Origin of the sequence: Pseudonocardia nematodicida, from assembly GCF_040105385.1 — a bacterium.
GTDB classification, from domain to species: Bacteria; Actinomycetota; Actinomycetes; order Mycobacteriales; family Pseudonocardiaceae; genus Pseudonocardia; species Pseudonocardia nematodicida.
Window position 1 is genome coordinate 1 of sequence record NZ_JBEDNQ010000011.1, and the last position, 16,033, is coordinate 16,033.

Consider the following 16,033-nt stretch of genomic DNA (forward strand, 5'->3'; position numbering starts at 1 on the left):
CCGACCGCGAGATCCGCCGCTGCCTCAAGCGCTACATCGCCCGCCAGCTCCACCGCCAGCTCGAAACCCCACCCACCCGGCCCAACACCCCGCTGACCATTGACAGCCCATAGGAGCGTCGCTTTAGCTCGGGAATACCGAACTAAAGCGTCATGAGTCGCAGGGTGGGGTGGTGGGCCGGGGACCGGAGTGCGGCCGCGCAGGCGGCGCGGAGTATCCTGACGCTTCCGGCGAGCGACCTTGATGGGATTTGCGGCGTGGTCCTGACCCTCCAGATCATCCTCATCGTGACCAGCCTTCTGCTGATCGCGATGATCCTGTTGCAGCGCAGCAAGGGTGGTGGTCTGACCAGCCTCTTCGGCGGTGGCGTCCAGTCGAGCCTGTCCGGCTCCGCGGCTGCGGACCGCAACATCGCGCGTTACACCATCTTCGTCGGCCTGATCTGGCTCATCGCGGTCGTCGGCAACGGCCTGATGCTGGCCGCCGGCTGACGCCTCGCGCGCCGGCGGACGAGGGGAAGAGGGGACGTCATGGCAGGTGGCAACGCGATCCGCGGCACCCGGGTGGGTGCCGGTCCGATGGGCGAGTCCGAGCGCGGTGAATCCGCCGCGCGTGAGCGGATTCCCTTCTACTGCGCGAACGGGCACGTCAACAACACCTGGTTCGCCGCCGAGGCGGAGGTCCCCGAGACCTGGGACTGCCCGCGCTGCGGCCTGCCCGGGGGCCGGGACTCCGAGAACCCGCCGGCCGCCCCGCGCACCGAGCCGTACAAGACGCACCTGGCGTACGTGAAGGAACGGCGCAGCGACGCCGACGGCGAGGCCATCCTCGAGGAGGCCCTCGGCCGGCTGCGGGCGTCCCGCGAGCTGTAGGCACGCCCTTCCCTCCTGACGCCGAGCAGGCGCTCGGGACCCGTCTGCGTGCCGAGCCGGGCCGACCGCCCATGCCCGGTTCGTTACCTACCGACGGGTATACGTAGCGCAATCGTGATCGTCCGGCTCTGGGGATTCATCCGATCTCGCGACTACTGTCTCTTCGTCTCCCAAGAAGAGGTGTCGCCCGAATGAACTCTGCAGTCCGCCGACTGTCCGCCGCCATCGCGGCCGGGACACTCGTCGTCACCCTCGCCGCCTGTGCGGAATCCGAACGCGGGGCGGGAGGGGGAGAGGGCGGCACCATGGTCTTCGGCGCCCCCGGCGCGCCGGCCATGTTCGACCCCGTCTACGCCACGGACGGCGAGACCTTCCGCGTCTCCCGCCAGATGTTCGAGACCCTGGTCACCTACGCCCCCGGCACCGCGGACCTCGCGCCGGGCCTGGCGACCGAGTGGACCCCGAACGACGACGGCACCCAGTGGACCTTCGCCCTGCAGGAGGGCGTCACCTTCCACGACGGCACCCCCTTCGACGCCGAGGCGGTCTGCTTCAACTTCGACCGCTGGGCGAACCTGCCCAACGAGGCGGCACAGAGCCAGGCCGAGTACTACGTCGGCCTCTTCGGCGGCTTCGCGCAGAACGCTGGCGACTACGGCGAGTCGATCTACGCCGGGTGCGAGGCCCCCGACGCGAACACCGCGGTCCTGAACCTCACCGAGGGCACCGGTGCGCTGCCGGCCGCGTTCGGCCTGACCTCGCTGTCGATCTCCAGCCCGACCGCGCTGCAGGAGTACGACGCCGACGGCATCGAGCTGTCCGGCGAGGCCTTCACCTACCCGGCCTACGCGATGGAGCACCCGACCGGCACCGGCCCGTTCCGGTTCGAGTCCTACGACCGCGCGTCGGGCACCGTCACCCTGGCCCGCAACGACGACTACTGGGGCGAGACCGCCGGTCTCGACCAGCTGATCTTCCGGGTGATCCCGGACGAGAACGCCCGCCGCCAGGAGCTGCAGGCCGGCACCATCCAGGGATACGACCTGCCGTCGCCGGGTGACTGGGCGGCGCTGCGCGACGCCGGGTTCCAGGTGCTGGAGCGCGAGCCGTTCAACATCTTCTACCTGGGCATCAACCAGGCCAACAACCCGGCGCTCGCCGACGTCCGGGTCCGCCAGGCGATCGCGCACGCGGTGGACCGCGAGTCGCTGGCCCAGAACCAGCTGCCGGACAGCGCCGAGGTCGCGACCCAGTTCATCCCGGAGACCGTCGAGGGCTACGCCTCCGACCTGGAGCCGATCCCGTACGACCCGGACCGGGCCCGTGCGCTGCTGGCCGAGGCCGGTGCGAGCGACCTGACGGTGAACTTCTACTACCCGACCGAGGTCACCCGGCCCTACATGCCGAACCCGACCAACCTGTTCACCACGATCGCGGAGAACCTGCGCCAGGTCGGGATCACCGTGAACCCGGTGGCGCAGCCGTGGAACGGCGGCTACCTGGACTCGGTCAACGTGGCCGGCACGCACGACCTGCACCTGCTGGGCTGGACCGGCGACTACAACGACGCCGGCAACTTCGTCGGCACCTTCTTCGGCCGCGCGAAGCCGGAGTTCGGGTTCACCAACCAGGAGCTGTTCGACGAGCTCGCCGCGGCCGACCGCACGGTCGACCCGGCCGAGAAGGCCGCCGCCTACGAGCAGGCCAACCGGTCGATCATGGAGTACCTGCCGTCGGTGCCGCTGACCACGTCGCCGCCCGCCGTGGTCGTCGCCGAGAACGTCGAGGGCATGGTGCCCTCGCCGCTGACCGACGAGCGCTTCTCGACGGTGACGATCGCCGACTGATCGCCCGAACCGCAGGACTGCCGACGGCGCCGCCCCACCCGGCGGCGCCGTCGGCGTGACCACGCCCGGCCGCCCACCACCGTGCCCCCGGCCGGGCCGGATCCACGAGGAGAAGCGTGCTCCGTTTCATCGTGCGGAGACTGCTGCAGGTGATCCCGACCCTGCTGCTGTTGTCGGTGCTGGTCTTCGCCTGGTTGCGAAGCCTGCCCGGCGGCCCCGCCACCGCCCTGCTCGGTGAGCGGGCGACCCCCGAACGCGTCGAGGAACTCAACCGGATCCTCGGCCTCGACCAGCCGATCTGGACCCAGTACCTGAGGTTCCTCGGCCGCGTCCTGACCGGGGACTTCGGGACCTCCAGCATCACCGGTGAGCCGGTGCTCACCGAGATCGGCCGGGCGATGCCCGCCACCATCGAGCTCTCGGTCGCCGCGCTGGCGATCGCGGTGGCCCTGGGCATCCCGCTCGGGTACCTGGCCGCGAGTTACCGCGGACGGCCGCTGGACGTGTCGGTCGTCGTCGTCACCCTGGTCGGGGTGTCGGTGCCGGTGTTCTTCCTCGGCTACGTGCTGCGGGACTTCTTCGCCGTCGACCTCGGGCTGCTGCCGCCGTCGGGCCGTACGTCCGTCGGGATCGACGCGACGTCGGTCACCGGCTTCGCCGTGCTGGACGGGCTGCTGACCCGCGAGTTCGACGCCAGCTGGGACGCGCTCACCCACCTCGTCCTGCCCGCCGTGACCCTGGCGACGATCCCGCTCGCGGTGATCACCCGGATCACCCGGGCGTCGGTGCTCGACGTCGTCGGCTCCGACTTCGTCCGGACCGCGAACTCCAAGGGCCTGGCGCCCGGCACGATCCGCGGCCGGCACGTCCTGCGCAACGCCCTGCTCCCGGTGTCGACGACGATCGGCCTGCAGACCGGGCTGCTGCTCGGCGGCGCCGTACTCACCGAGCGGGTGTTCGTCTGGGGCGGCATCGGCACCCTGCTCGCCGACTCGATCACCTTGCGCGACTACCCACGGCTGCAGGCACTGCTGCTGCTCGGCGCGCTCGTCTACGTGCTGGTGAACCTGCTGGTGGACCTGTCCTACGCCGTCATCGACCCCCGGGTGAGGCTGTCGTGACCGCACCGACGACTCCGTCGACATCGGGACAGCGCCGCTTCCGGCGCAAGTCCGAGCGGATCGACGACCTGGCGGCCGGCCGGTCGCTGTCGGCCGAGGCGCTGCGCCGGCTGCGCCGTGACCCGGTCGCCCTGACCGGGGCCGCGATCATCGGGGTGTTCGTCCTGGTGTCGCTGGCCGCGCCGCTGCTCGCCCCGCACGGCGCCACCGAGACGTTCCCGGAGCTCCAGGAGAACCTGCGTCCCGGACAGATTCCCGGACCGCAGCCCGGCTTCCCGCTGGGCAGCGACCAGCTCGGCCGGGACTTCCTCTCCCGGATGCTGCTGGCGGCCCGGCAGACCCTGCTGGTCGGGGTCATGGCCACCCTGATCGGCCTGTCGATCGGCATGGTCATCGGCGTGCTCGCCGGTGCGTTCGGCGGCTGGGTGGACACCGTGCTGATGCGGGTCACCGACGTCATGCTGGCCATCCCGAGCCTGCTGCTGGCGATCTCGGTCGCCGCGCTGGCCGCGAACCCCTCGCAGACCACGGTGATCATCGCGGTGGCGGTGGTCAGCGTGCCGATCTTCGCCCGGCTGCTGCGCGGGTCGATGCTCGCCCAGCGCGAGGCCGACCACGTCGTGGCGGCCACCGCGCTGGGGGTCAAGCGCCCGGCCGTCGTGCTGCGGCACATGCTGCCCAACGCGATCGGCCCGGTCATCGTGCAGGCCACGCTGACCCTGGCCACCGCCATCCTGGACGCGGCCGCGCTGTCGTTCCTCGGGCTCGGCGACGCCGACCCGGGCCGGGCCGAGTGGGGCCTGATGCTGGCCCAGGCCCAGTCCTATCTGGAGGTCCGGCCGGCGCTCGCGTTCTTCCCGGCCATCGCCATCATCGTCGTCGCGCTCGGCTTCACCCTGCTCGGGGAGTCGTTGCGCGAGGCGATCGACCCGAAGGGACGCCGATGAGCGCGCCACTGCTGTCGGTCCGGGACCTCCGGGTGACCTTCCGGCGCCGCGGTGAACCGGACACGGTCGCCGTCGACGGCGTCAGCTTCGACGTCGACGCCGGCCAGGTCGTCGGCCTGGTCGGCGAGTCCGGCTGCGGGAAGTCGGTCACCTCGATGGCCATCACCCGGCTGCTGCCCACCCGCGGCGTGCGGGTGGAGGGCTCGGTGCTGATGGACGGCGAGGACCTGCTGCGCCTGCCCGAGTCGCAGATGCGGGCCCGTCGCGGCAAGGACCTCTCGATGGTCTTCCAGGACCCGCTGACCTCGCTGAACCCGGTCGTCCCGATCGGGGTGCAGGTCACCGAGGTACTGCGCAGGCACCGCGGGATGGACAAGGCGGCGGCCCGGACCGAGGCCGCCGAGCTGCTCGAGCGGGTCGGGATCCCCGACCCCACGCGCCGGCTGGACTCCTACCCGCACCAGCTGTCGGGGGGGATGCGGCAGCGCGCGCTGATCGCGATCGCGCTGGCCTGCCGGCCGCGGCTGCTCATCGCCGACGAACCGACGACCGCCCTCGACGTCACCATCCAGGCGCAGATCCTGGAGCTGCTCGCCGAGCTGGTCCGGGAGACCGGCGCCGCGCTGGTGATGATCACCCACGACCTGGGTGTGGTGGCCGGGCTCTGCGAGAAGGTGAACGTGCTCTACGGCGGCCGGATCGTCGAGCGGGCCGGGCGCCACGAGCTGTTCTCGGCGCCGCGCCATCCCTACACCGACGGCCTGCTGCGTTCGGTGCCGCGGCTCGACGCCGAGCCGGGCAGTGCGCTGGAGGCGATCCGCGGCTCGGTCGTCGACAACCTGCCGTGGGACTCGGCGTGCGCGTTCGCGCCGCGCTGCCCGCGGGCCGACGAGCTCTGCCGGGAGGCCACACCGCCGGTGGAGGTATCCGACGACGGGGCGGGGCGGCTCGCCCGCTGTCACCACCCCGTCCCGGCTGTCCCGACCATGACGGGGGGAGCGGCGTGACCACGAACCTTCTCGAGGTCTCCGACCTCGCGGTGCACTTCCCGATCAAGCGTGGGCTCCTCGTGGACCGCACCGTCGGGCACGTCTACGCCGTCGACGGGGTGTCGCTGTCGGTCGCCCGCGGCGAGACCTACGGCCTGGTCGGCGAGTCCGGCTGCGGCAAGTCCACCCTCGGGCGGGCCGTGCTGCGGCTGGTCGACCCGACGTCGGGCAGCGTGGTGTTCGACGGCACCGACATCGCCGGGCTGCGCGGCGAGGAGCTGCGCCGGATGCGGCGCCGGTTCCAGATGGTGTTCCAGGACCCGATGTCCAGCCTCGACCCGCGCCAGTCGGTGGAGTCGCTGCTCCTGGAAGGCATGAAGGCGCACGGCCTGTCGAAGGGCCCGGCGGAGGACTCCGCCCGGCTGCGGGAGCTGGTCGACGCCGTCGGCCTGCCGGCGCGGGCCTTGCGCCGCTACCCGCACGAGTTCTCCGGCGGGCAGCGCCAGCGGATCGGCATCGCCCGGGCGCTCTGCGTGGAGCCGGACCTGATCGTGGCCGACGAGCCGGTGTCCGCGCTGGACGTCTCGGTTCAGGCCCAGGTGCTCAACCTGCTCGCCGGGCTGCAGCGCGACCTGGGGCTGACCTACCTGGTGATCGCGCACGACCTGGCCGTCGTCCGGCACGTCTCGGACCGGGTCGGGGTGATGTACCTCGGCGGGCTCGTCGAGGAGGCGGCGTCGCAGGACCTCTATGACGACCCGCTGCACCCCTACACCCGGGCGCTGCTCTCCGCGGTGCCGGTTCCGGACCCGGACCTGGAGGACCGCCGGGAGCGGATCCTGCTGTCGGGGGACCTGCCGTCCCCGGCGGCGCCGCCCGCGGGCTGCCGGTTCCACACCCGCTGCCCGTGGGCCCAGCCCGAGCGGTGTGCCGACGAGCGACCACAGCTCCGGACGATCGAGGGCGCGCCGGCCGGGCACCGGGTGGCCTGCCACCACGCGGAGCGGATCCGCAGCGGCGAGCTGACCCCACACCGGGTCGAGCCGGAGGCCGTCGGGGCCGGGATCCCGGGCGGAGCCCCCGCGGAGCTGCCGAAGTCGGTGGACGAGCTGCTCTGACTCCCGACGTCCGCGCGGTCGCGGGCCGATGCAAGCGGCCCCGGGCCGTCCCGGTCCCAGTTCCCGGACGGCCCGGGGCGTAGATCGGCGCGTCCGCGCGCCCTCCCGGCATCGGCTGCGGCGGCCGGCGGGTGCGCGGGACCGCACCTCCGCGGGGCCGGCCGGCGATCAGCGCGCAGCGGCACCGGGGGTGTGGCGCAGCGTGCGGAACAGCGCCGCGGTGTCGTGCCGGCGGAACCAGGCCACGACGCACACGCCGACGAGCGTGATCGCCGGGAACGCGATCATCGCGGGCATCAGCACCGCGGTCACCAGCACGGCGCCGACCATCAGCGCGATCTGGCAGGTCGCCGCGAGCCCGCACAGCCGGGGCACGAGCAGCGCCACCGCCCCGGCGATCTCGAGCCAGCCGACGACGTACATCCCGGGCATCCCGAGCCCGAGCAGGTCGAACCCGGCCACGGCCACCGGATCGCCGGTGATCTTCGGGATCGCCGCCATGACGAACACGGCGGCGAGCAGGACCTGCAGGACCCACAGGGCGACGGTCGCGGCGCGGGGACGGGTGCGGGTGGTGGCGGTGGTCATCGCGGTCTCCTGGAGGTGGGGCGGCCACCGGTCGGGCCGCCGTACACGGGTTCCGACCGACCATTGCGCGACGAATCATCGGTCTGCGGACACGAAGATCGCTGTGGCGGTGCGGGAGACCGTGCCGGCCCGCGGCGCCGCGGGCCGGCACGGCGATCGTCGACTCCCCGGTGCGCGGTCCGGTCTGCGAGACGGTGTCCGGAAGGTCCCCGGCGGGGTGCCCGTGCCCGTCCGGGGCGCCGGCTCCCGGCGTCCGGACGCGACACCCGCCGGAAACGCAGAAGCGTTGCAGAGCGCAACACGACAGGCGAACCATCGCCCTTCGTCGTAGCCGACGAGGGGAGGCCCCGGGTGCCGGAGCTGAACGCAGGAGACACCGCGTGGGTGCTGGTCAGCGCCGCGCTGGTGATGTTGATGACGCCGGGTCTGGCGTTCTTCTACGGCGGGATGACCCGCAGCAAGTCCGTCCTGAACATGCTGATGATGAACGCCATCTGCCTGGCCGTGGTCAGCGTCCTGTGGGCGCTCTACGGGTTCAGCTGGGCGTTCGGGAACGACGTCGGCGGTGGCCTGCTCGGCGGCGGCGAGTTCGCCGGCCTGCAGAACACGATCGGCCAGTTCGTCGGCGCGGCGACCGACACCGCGCCGTGGCCGGGGCCGGACGCGCTGCCCGTCCTCGCCTTCGCGATGTTCCAGCTGATGTTCGCCGTGATCACGCCCGCGCTGATCTCCGGGGCGATCGCGGACCGCACCAAGTTCTGGGGCTGGATCGCGTTCGTCGTCGGCTGGTCGAGCCTGTGCTACTTCCCGGTCGCGCACTGGGTGTTCGCGTTCGACGGGTTCACCGGCCCGGACAACGTCGGCGGCTGGATCGCCAACCGCCTCGGCGCCGAGGACTTCGCCGGTGGGACGGCGGTGCACATCAACGCCGGCGCGGCGGCCCTGGCGCTGACGTTCGTGCTCGGCCGCCGGCGGGGCTGGCCGCGGGAGCCGATGCGGCCGCACAACCTGCCGTTCGTGCTGCTCGGCGCGTCGCTGCTGTGGTTCGGCTGGTTCGGGTTCAACGCCGGCTCGGCGCTGTCGGCCGGCGACCTGGCCGCGACGGCGTTCACCAACACCATGCTCGCCACCGCGACCGCCGTGATCGGCTGGCTGCTCGTCGAGCAGTTCCGGGACGGCCGGCCGACCACCCTGGGCGCGGCCTCCGGCGCGGTCGCCGGGCTGGTCGCGATCACCCCGGCGTGCGGGTTCGTGCAGCCGTGGGGTGCCCTGGTCATCGGGGTGATCGCCGGTGCGGTCTGCGCGCTGGCGGTCGGGCTGAAGTTCCGGTTCGGCTTCGACGACTCGCTCGACGTCGTCGGCGTCCACCTGGTCGGTGGCCTCGTCGGCACGCTGCTGATCGGCTTCCTCGGCGACAACAGCGTCAACTCCGCGGCCGCGGGGACGAACGGCCTGTTCTACGGCGGCGGGTTCGCCCAGCTCGGCCGGCAGGCGGTCGCGGCCGGTGCGGTGATGGTCTACTCCTTCGTCATCGCGCTGATCCTCGGCTTCCTGATCAAGTGGACGATCGGGTTCCGGGTGGACACCGAGGCCGAGATCACCGGCGTCGACGAGACCGAGCACGCCGAGACCGCCTACGACTTCTCCACCACCCGCGGCGGGGTCCCCGCCCAGCGACCGGCCCCGGCCACCGAGCGGGGCCCGGCGCCGACGACCACCGCCGGGAAGCACAGCTCGACACCGACCGGGGGGTCCGCGCCATGAAACTCATGACCGCGATCGTGCGGCCGTTCGTGCTCGACGACGTCCGCGCCGCGCTCGAGCAGCTCGGCGTGCTCGGGATGACCGTCACCGAGGTGCGCGGCTACGGCCGCCAGAAGGGGCACACCGAGATCTACCGGGGCGCCGAGTACGCGGTCGACTTCATCCCGAAGGCCCGGGTGGACGCCGTCGTGCACGAGGACATGATCGACAAGGTGGTCGACGCCGTCGTCGACGCGGCCCGGTCCGGGAGGATCGGCGACGGCAAGATCTGGGTGACCCCGGTGGAGACCGTCGTCCGGGTGCGGACGGGGGAGCGCGGCGCCGACGCGGTGTAGCGCGGTAGCGCACTAGTCTGATCATGGAGCGCGGCCCGGGCCGACCGGCCCGGTGTCGTCCGGGTCGGACGAAGGGACCGTATGGCGGAGACATCGGCGGCACCGACGTATCCGAAGGCGCGGGGTCGTTGCCCGTTCCACCCACCGTCCGAGTACGAGCGGTGGCGGGAGGTGGACGGGCTCACCGAGGTCACGCTCTGGGACGGCCGGCGCGCGTGGGTGGCGACCCGGATCGACTACGTGCGGCGGCTGCTCGCCGACCGCAGGTTCAGCGCCGTGTGGGACCACCCGGGCATGCCGACGATCTCCGAGGGGACCAGCGCGCCGACGCCGACCCGGTCGTCGCTGCTGCGGATGGACGACCCCGAGCACGCCCGGCTCCGCCGGATGATCGCGCGCGACTTCACCGCCCGCCGGGCGCGGGAGATGCGGCCGCGGATCGAGGAGGTCTGCGGGGGCCTGCTCGACGCGATGGCCCGGCGGGAGCCGCCGGTCGACCTGGTGGCGGCGTACGCGCAGGCGCTGCCGTCGCTGATCGCCTGCGAGATCCTCGGCGTGCCGACGGAGGACTCCGACTTCTTCCAGTCCAGGGTGCGCGGGATGATGACGCCGAATGCGTCCCGGGAGGACACCCTGGCCGCCGGGCGCGACCTCATGGGCTACCTGGGCGAGCTCGTCGGGCGCAAGCGCGGGGTGCCGGGGGAGGACACCTACTCCCGGCTGGCGAACACCTACCTGGCGAACGGTGAGCTCACCGAGTCCGAGTGCGTCACGATGGCGGTCCTGCTGCTGGTCGGGAGCTACGACACCACCGCCAGCATGATCACGATGGGCTATCTGGCGCTCGCCGCGCACCCCGACCAGCTCGCGCTGGTGCGTGACAGCGAGGACCCGGCGTTCGTCGGGAACGCGGTGGAGAACCTGCTGCGGTACATGACGGTGATCGAGAACAACCTGAACCGGGTCGCCCTGGACGACGTGGAGATCGACGGTCACCTCATCCGGGCGGGCGAGGGCGTCGTCTTCAACATCCCGGCGGCCAACCGGGATCCGCGGGCGTTCCCCGCCGCCGGGGTCCTCGACGTCTCCCGGGTGGAGCCCCAGGAGCACCTCTCCTTCGGCGCGGGCCCGCACGTCTGCCTCGGCCGGCACCTGGCCCGGGTGGAGCTGCAGGTCGCGCTGCCGATGTTGCTGCGCCGCTTCCCGACGCTGCGCCCGGTCGAGAAGATCTCCGACGTCCGGCTCCGCGAGAACCCGATCATCGTCAGCGCCGTCGAGCTGCCGGTGACCTGGCAGGAGGCCACCGCGTCGTGAGCGCCCCGCTGCTGTTCAACGCGTTCGTGATGAACACGCCCTCGCACATCCACCACGGGCAGTGGCGCCACCCGGACGCCCACCAGGTCGAGTTCGAGAGCCTGGAGCTCTGGACCGGTCTGGCGCGGCTGCTGGAGGACGGTCTGTTCGACGCGATGTTCTTCGCCGACGTGTCCGGCGTCTTCGGCCCGGCCGACGGCGACTACACCGACAACGTCCACGAAGCACTGCAGATCCCCAGCAACGACCCGGTGGTGCTGCTGGGCGCGCTGGCTGCGGTCACCCGCCGGATCGGGCTGGCGACGACGTCGAACATCATGCAGAGCCACCCGTTCCAGTTCGCCCGCCAGATGTCCACACTGGACCACCTCAGCGGCGGCCGGGTGGCCTGGAACATCGTGACCGGCACCCTGGAGAACTCCGCGCGCAACTTCGGGCTGCCCCGCCTCGTCGAGCACGACGAGCGCTACGAGTGGGCCGAGGAGTACGCCGACGTCGTCTACAAGCTGTGGGAGGGCTCCTGGTCCGACGACGCGCTGCTCGTCGACCGGGCGAACGGGCGCTACGCCGACCCGGCGAGGATCCACCGGATCCGGCACTCCGGGCCGCGCTACTCGGTCGAGGGGCCGCACCTGAGCTCGCCGAGCCCGCAACGGACACCGGTGCTGTTCCAGGCCGGTGGGTCGCCGCGCGGGATCGCGTTCGCCGCCCGGCACGCCGAGGCGGTGTTCCTCTCCACGCCGACGCCGGAGGTGGCCCGCGAGCACATCGGGCGCAGCCGCGCGCTGGTCCGGGCCGAAGGGCGGCACGACTCCGACGTCCGGTACTTCCAGGGGCTGACGATCGTCGTCGGGCGCACCGAGCAGCAGGCGCGGCGGCGCTTCGCGGGCCTGCAGGAGTACCTGTCGATCACCGGCCACCGCGTGCACACCGGGCTCGGCCTGCGCCCGGACGGGACCCGCTACCCCGAGGACACCCCGCTGCGCGACATCCCGAACAACGGCGGCCGCGGGCAGATCGAGTGGCTGCGCCGCGAGTACCCGGACCGCGAACCGGTGCTGGGCGATTTGATCCGGCGACGGCCGATCGGCCGCTCCCTGGTCGGGACGCCGGAGACGATCGCCGACGAGCTGGAACGCTGGCGGGACGCCGGCGTCGACGGGATCAACCTGGTCGCCCACCGCCTCCCGTCGAGCTTCGAGCAGTTCGTCGAGCTGGTGCTGCCGGAGCTGCGGCGCCGCGGGCTGGCCCGGACCGGCTACGGCGACGCCCGGACCTTCCGGGGCCGGATCTTCGGCCACGACCGGCTGCCGGACCGGCACCCCGCCGCGCGGTTCCGCGGGGCTTTCGGGTGACCTGGCGTGCGGGTGAACCCGCCGCTCAGGTGCCGACGGCGTGGACGGCGGAGTCCGGGGCGACCGCGCTCGACGCGTGTGCCGCGCCGAGCGCGGCGGCCGCGGTGGCGAAGGCCGGATCGAAGAACAGGAAGCTGAGCAGCTCCGCGCCGTCGGTGGCGACGACGTCCGGGACCGCACCGCCGACCAGGCGTTCCAGCACCGCCAGCGACGGGTTGCGCAGCGCGGCGAGCCCGCCGTACTCGCGGCGCCGGATCTCGGCCGCGAGCTGGGCGAGCTCGTCCGACCGGTCGGCCGGCGGGCCGGCGAACCAGGTCGGGATCCGGGAGTGCCGGGCGTCCGCGCCGCGCTCGACGAGGTCGTTCACCGCGCGCAGCGTGCGGAGATCCTCGGTGACCCCGGCGCCGAGCACGATCCGCAGGGTCAGCGCGGCGATCGCGTAGACGTCGGGCACCCGGTCCGGCGGCCGGGAACCCTCCGGGACGGGGACGGCCGGGGTCGTCGCGACGACGCCGAGCCGGTCCGCGCCCAGGCGCAGCGCCGGCTTGAGCGGGGTGTTCATCCGGACCCCGCCGTCGACGTACCAGTCGCCGTCCACCCGGCGCGGCGCGAACAGCACCGGCACGGCTGCCGAGGCCAGCAGGTGCTCGGTGGTGAGCCGGGTGTCGACGTAGCGGATGTCGCGGCCCGCGTCGTAGGGCGGCAGCGGCACGCCCGGACCGCGCTCGACGAACACCACCGTGCCGCCGGTGCCGGCCGAGGTCGCGGCGACCCCGACGGCGTCGACCGGGCCGCGGGCGATCGCGTGGTGCAGCCAGTCCCAGTCGACCACCCGGTCCACCACGGGCCGCAGCCGGTCGGCGTCGAGCAGCCGGGTCACCCGGTCCGGCAGCCCGAGGGTGCGGCGCAGGCCGGACGGGACGCCGGCCAGGTCGCCCAGGTAGGCGGCGGTCGCCACCAGGGCCGACGACGGCAGCGCCACGACCTCGTCGGTCCGTACCGACTCCCAGCGGGACACGACCTCCTCGGCCGCCGCTCCGGCGTCCTTCCCGGCCAGGCCGGCCAGCGCGGCGACGGTCAGCGCACCGGCGCTGGTGCCGACCAGGACCGACGGCGCGGACCAGGTCCGGGTCATCCGGGCAGCAGCTCGGTCAGCGCACCCGCCTCGTAGGCACCGCGGGCACCCGCACCCGCGACGACCAGGCCGGTGCGTCCCTGCATGGCGTCCTCCGGGTCGTCGCGGAGCAGTCACGTTACCGGCGCGGCGGCCGACCGGTCCGGTTCGCCGGAGCACCGGGCGGTGACCGGGAGGGCACTACCCGCGGTGGGCGGCCTCCAGCGCGGCCGGGTCGAGCTTGCCGTGCGTGGCCAGCATGACCTTCGTGACCCGCTGGGCGGCCGCGCGGTCGTCGCCGTTCATCCACTCCAGGAGCCCGGGCGGGATGATCTGCCAGGAGAAGCCGTAGCGGTCGGTGAGCCAGCCGCAGGGCGCGGTCTCGCCGCCGTCAACCAGCGCGTCGTAGAAGCGGTCGTTCTCCTCGGCGGTCTCGCAGTGCACCTGCAACGAGACCGCCTCGGTGAAGGGGAACTGCGGGCCGCCGTTGAGCGCGGTGTAGGCGCGGCCGCCCAGGTGGAACCCGACGGTGAGCACCGCGCCCTCCTGGCCGGGCATCTCCGGGCCGTAGTAGGTGATGTCGTCGATGCCGGAGTCCGGGAGGATCGAGCAGTAGTAGCGGGCCGCCTCCTCGCCGTTCCCGTCGAACCACAGGCAGGGCGTGATCGTCCTCATGGCGGTGCTCCTCTCCGCGGGAGCCGCCGGGAGGCGGCCCGTCCCCCTCCCGACCGCCGGGCGCGGCCGAACTCATCGCCCGGCGCGCCGGAGACCTATCCCAGCGTGCTTGCGAGCTCGCCGAGCCGGGCGCGTGCCCCGGCCAGGTTCTGCTCCGCCACCTCCCGGAACCCGGCCAGCGCGGGAAGCCGGCCGGCCAGGGTGAGCGGGACCGGCACCGTCGTGACGGACATGCCGAACACCTCGCCCAGGACGATCTCCAGGTGCGGGGTCGCGTGGTCCCAGCCGGCCGTCGGGGAGCCGTCGTCGTAGCTCGCGCCCTGGGCGGTCACCACGACGGCCGGCCGTCCGGCCAGCGGCCGGGTGGACCCGCCGGGCAGTGCCGCGGTCACGCCGGGGACGTGCACGTGGTCGATCCAGGCCTTGAGGGTCGAGGGCAGGCCGTAGTTGTAGAGCGGGACGCCGAGGAGCAGCACGTCGGCGGCGAGCAGCTCGTCGATCAGCGCGTACTGCAGCCGCTCGGCGGCGGCGTCGACGACCGTGTCCGGGCGCATGTCCCGCGGCCAGTGCAGCTCGGCGTCCGGGAGGTGCGGGACCGGGTCGGCGTGCAGGTCGCGGTGCACGACCGTCCGGTCCCCGCCGCGGGCGGTCCAGGCCCGGTCGAACTCACCGGTCAGGGTGCGGGAGACGGAGTTCCGCCCGGCGGCGGCCGAGCTGTCGAGACGGAGCAGGGAGGGCATGGTCGCCGATCATCGCGTGTGGACACCGGCCACGCAAAGACCGGAACGACGGTCAGCCCCGCGGCACCACACGGACGAGCCCGGCCGCGGTGCGGGCCCGGTCCCGGGCGGTGTCGACGTCGTCGGCCTCCGCGACGGCGACGCCCATCCGGCGCCGCGCCGACGCGGTCGGCTTCCCGAACAGCCGCAGGTCCGCGCCCGGCACCGCGAGCGCCTCGGCGACGCCCTCGTAGCCCGGCGCCTCGAGGTCGGCCCCGCCGTAGACGACCGCCGACGCACCGGGGGAGCGCAGCGTGGTGTCCACCGGCAGCCCGAGCACGGCGCGGGCGTGCAGCTCGAACTCGCTGCACCGCTGGGTGGCGAGTGTGGCCAGGCCGGTGTCGTGCGGGCGCGGGCTCACCTCGGAGAACAGCACCTCGTCCCCGCGCACGAACAGCTCCACGCCGAACACGCCGCGGCCGCCGAGGGCCTCGGTGATCCGGCCGGACACGTCGCGGGCGGCGGCGAGCGCGGCGTCGGACATCGGCTGCGGCTGCCAGGACTCGACGTAGTCGCCGTCGACCTGGCGGTGGCCGATCGGCTCGCAGAACGACGTCCCGCCGGCGTGCCGCACGGTGAGCTGGGTGATCTCGTAGTCGAACTCGACGAAGCCCTCGACGATCACCCGCGGGTTCGACACCCGCCCGGCGGTGCGCGCGTACTCCCAGGCGCCCTCGGCGTCGGCGGCGGACTTCAGCACCGACTGCCCCTTGCCCGACGACGACATCGTCGGCTTCAGCACGCACGGCAGCCCGACGTGGGCGATCGCGGCGTGCACGTCGTCCAGGGTCTCGGCGAAGGCGTAGGGCGACGTCGGCAGCCCCAGCTCCTCGGCGGCGAGGCGCCGGATGCCCTCCCGGTCCATGGTCAGCCGGGTCGCGCGCGCGGTCGGGACCACCGTCGTCCCGGTGGCCTCGACGTCGGCCAGCACCGCGGTCGCGATCGCCTCGATCTCCGGGACGACGAGGTCCGGGGACTCCTGCTCGATCAGCGTGGCCAGGGTGACCGGGTCGGTCATGTCGATCGCGTGCCAGCGGTGCGCCACCTGGTGGGCCGGCGCGTGCGGGTACCGGTCGGCCGCCACCACCTCGACGCCCAGGCGCTGGAACGCGATCGCCACCTCCTTGCCCAGCTCACCCGAGCCGAGCAGGAGGACGCGGGTGGGGTCCGGGCCGAGCGGCGTGCCGATTCGCATGGGGCGGACCCTAACCGGTA

General features: G+C 73.2%; 16 protein-coding genes. 11 read left to right on the top strand and 5 right to left on the bottom strand.

Translation table 11 applies throughout. From position 1 onward, the window contains the following. The first annotated feature begins 257 nt into the window (after positions 1 to 257). From secG to WIS52_RS23815, 7 genes are all read left to right on the top strand, one after another. Positions 258 to 491, top strand: coding sequence for a preprotein translocase subunit SecG (gene secG / locus WIS52_RS23785; RefSeq protein ID WP_349300579.1), 234 nt, complete (start codon positions 258 to 260; stop codon positions 489 to 491). A 39-nt stretch (positions 492 to 530) separates the two neighbouring features. Continuing rightward, positions 531 to 872 carry an RNA polymerase-binding protein RbpA gene (locus WIS52_RS23790; RefSeq protein WP_349300580.1) on the top strand — a complete coding sequence of 114 codons (342 nt, stop codon included), beginning with the start codon at positions 531 to 533 and terminating at the stop codon, positions 870 to 872. 191 nt (positions 873 to 1,063) lie between these two features. After that, positions 1,064 to 2,719 carry an ABC transporter substrate-binding protein gene (locus WIS52_RS23795; RefSeq protein WP_349300581.1) on the top strand — a complete coding sequence of 552 codons (1,656 nt, stop codon included), beginning with the start codon at positions 1,064 to 1,066 and terminating at the stop codon, positions 2,717 to 2,719. Between the two features lie 116 nt (positions 2,720 to 2,835). Next, a complete protein-coding gene (locus tag WIS52_RS23800; RefSeq protein ID WP_349300582.1) occupies positions 2,836 to 3,840 on the top strand; it encodes an ABC transporter permease in 1,005 nt (334 codons plus the stop codon). Then, complete coding sequence (locus WIS52_RS23805) at positions 3,837 to 4,787, top strand: ABC transporter permease (protein ID WP_349300583.1); 951 nt, start codon at positions 3,837 to 3,839, stop codon at positions 4,785 to 4,787. Before WIS52_RS23800 ends, WIS52_RS23805 begins: the two co-directional genes overlap by 4 nt. Further along, a complete protein-coding gene (locus WIS52_RS23810; protein WP_349300584.1) occupies positions 4,784 to 5,794 on the top strand; it encodes an ABC transporter ATP-binding protein in 1,011 nt (336 codons plus the stop codon). Before WIS52_RS23805 ends, WIS52_RS23810 begins: the two co-directional genes overlap by 4 nt. After that, a complete protein-coding gene (locus WIS52_RS23815; RefSeq protein ID WP_349300585.1) occupies positions 5,791 to 6,894 on the top strand; it encodes an ABC transporter ATP-binding protein in 1,104 nt (367 codons plus the stop codon). Before WIS52_RS23810 ends, WIS52_RS23815 begins: the two co-directional genes overlap by 4 nt. 168 nt (positions 6,895 to 7,062) lie before the next feature. Here WIS52_RS23815 and WIS52_RS23820 read toward each other — a convergent pair whose 3' ends face one another. Continuing rightward, positions 7,063 to 7,482 carry a DoxX family protein gene (locus WIS52_RS23820; RefSeq protein ID WP_349300586.1) on the bottom strand — a complete coding sequence of 140 codons (420 nt, stop codon included), beginning with the start codon at positions 7,480 to 7,482 and terminating at the stop codon, positions 7,063 to 7,065. Positions 7,483 to 7,842: 360 nt separating this feature from the next. Between WIS52_RS23820 and WIS52_RS23825 the strand changes: the two genes are divergently transcribed. From WIS52_RS23825 to WIS52_RS23840, 4 genes are all read left to right on the top strand, one after another. Next, a complete protein-coding gene (locus tag WIS52_RS23825) occupies positions 7,843 to 9,246 on the top strand; it encodes an ammonium transporter (RefSeq protein ID WP_349300846.1) in 1,404 nt (467 codons plus the stop codon). Then, entirely contained in the window at positions 9,243 to 9,581 is a 339-nt protein-coding gene (locus WIS52_RS23830; RefSeq protein WP_349300587.1) for a P-II family nitrogen regulator, read from the top strand. Before WIS52_RS23825 ends, WIS52_RS23830 begins: the two co-directional genes overlap by 4 nt. A gap of 171 nt (positions 9,582 to 9,752) precedes the next feature. Further along, the gene (locus WIS52_RS23835) at positions 9,753 to 10,895 is read left to right on the top strand and encodes a cytochrome P450 (RefSeq protein WP_349300588.1); all 1,143 of its coding nucleotides are present in this window, start codon (positions 9,753 to 9,755) and stop codon (positions 10,893 to 10,895) included. Then, the gene (locus WIS52_RS23840) at positions 10,892 to 12,250 is read left to right on the top strand and encodes an LLM class flavin-dependent oxidoreductase (protein WP_349300589.1); all 1,359 of its coding nucleotides are present in this window, start codon (positions 10,892 to 10,894) and stop codon (positions 12,248 to 12,250) included. The genes WIS52_RS23835 and WIS52_RS23840 overlap by 4 nt, the downstream gene beginning before the upstream one ends. 25 nt (positions 12,251 to 12,275) lie before the next feature. On the opposite strand, the gene WIS52_RS23845 is transcribed toward WIS52_RS23840, so the two are convergent. The 4 genes from WIS52_RS23845 to purT form a co-directional block, all read right to left on the bottom strand. Further along, positions 12,276 to 13,385, bottom strand: a complete 1,110-nt coding sequence (locus WIS52_RS23845) for a patatin-like phospholipase family protein (RefSeq protein WP_349300590.1) — start codon at positions 13,383 to 13,385, stop codon at positions 12,276 to 12,278. Between the two features lie 180 nt (positions 13,386 to 13,565). Then, a complete protein-coding gene (locus WIS52_RS23850; protein ID WP_349300591.1) occupies positions 13,566 to 14,039 on the bottom strand; it encodes a VOC family protein in 474 nt (157 codons plus the stop codon). A gap of 95 nt (positions 14,040 to 14,134) precedes the next feature. Next, the gene (locus WIS52_RS23855; protein ID WP_349300592.1) at positions 14,135 to 14,779 is read right to left on the bottom strand and encodes an FMN-dependent NADH-azoreductase; all 645 of its coding nucleotides are present in this window, start codon (positions 14,777 to 14,779) and stop codon (positions 14,135 to 14,137) included. Positions 14,780 to 14,831: 52 nt separating this feature from the next. Continuing rightward, a complete protein-coding gene (gene purT, locus WIS52_RS23860; protein ID WP_349300593.1) occupies positions 14,832 to 16,013 on the bottom strand; it encodes a formate-dependent phosphoribosylglycinamide formyltransferase in 1,182 nt (393 codons plus the stop codon). Between the last annotated feature and the right edge of the window lie 20 nt (positions 16,014 to 16,033).

Bases quoted from the DNA above. Each gene is read 5' to 3' on its own strand.
- WIS52_RS23790 (WP_349300580.1), top strand. From the start codon at position 531: ATGGCAGGTGGCAACGCGATCCGCGGCACCCGGGTGGGTGCCGGTCCG.
- WIS52_RS23795 (WP_349300581.1), top strand. From the start codon at position 1,064: ATGAACTCTGCAGTCCGCCGACTGTCCGCCGCCATCGCGGCCGGGACA.
- WIS52_RS23810 (WP_349300584.1), top strand. From the start codon at position 4,784: ATGAGCGCGCCACTGCTGTCGGTCCGGGACCTCCGGGTGACCTTCCGG.
- WIS52_RS23820 (WP_349300586.1), bottom strand. From the start codon at position 7,482: ATGACCACCGCCACCACCCGCACCCGTCCCCGCGCCGCGACCGTCGCC.
- WIS52_RS23830 (WP_349300587.1), top strand. From the start codon at position 9,243: ATGAAACTCATGACCGCGATCGTGCGGCCGTTCGTGCTCGACGACGTC.
- WIS52_RS23845 (WP_349300590.1), bottom strand. From the start codon at position 13,385: ATGACCCGGACCTGGTCCGCGCCGTCGGTCCTGGTCGGCACCAGCGCC.
- WIS52_RS23850 (WP_349300591.1), bottom strand. From the start codon at position 14,039: ATGAGGACGATCACGCCCTGCCTGTGGTTCGACGGGAACGGCGAGGAG.
- WIS52_RS23855 (WP_349300592.1), bottom strand. From the start codon at position 14,779: ATGCCCTCCCTGCTCCGTCTCGACAGCTCGGCCGCCGCCGGGCGGAAC.
- purT (WP_349300593.1), bottom strand. From the start codon at position 16,013: ATGCGAATCGGCACGCCGCTCGGCCCGGACCCCACCCGCGTCCTCCTG.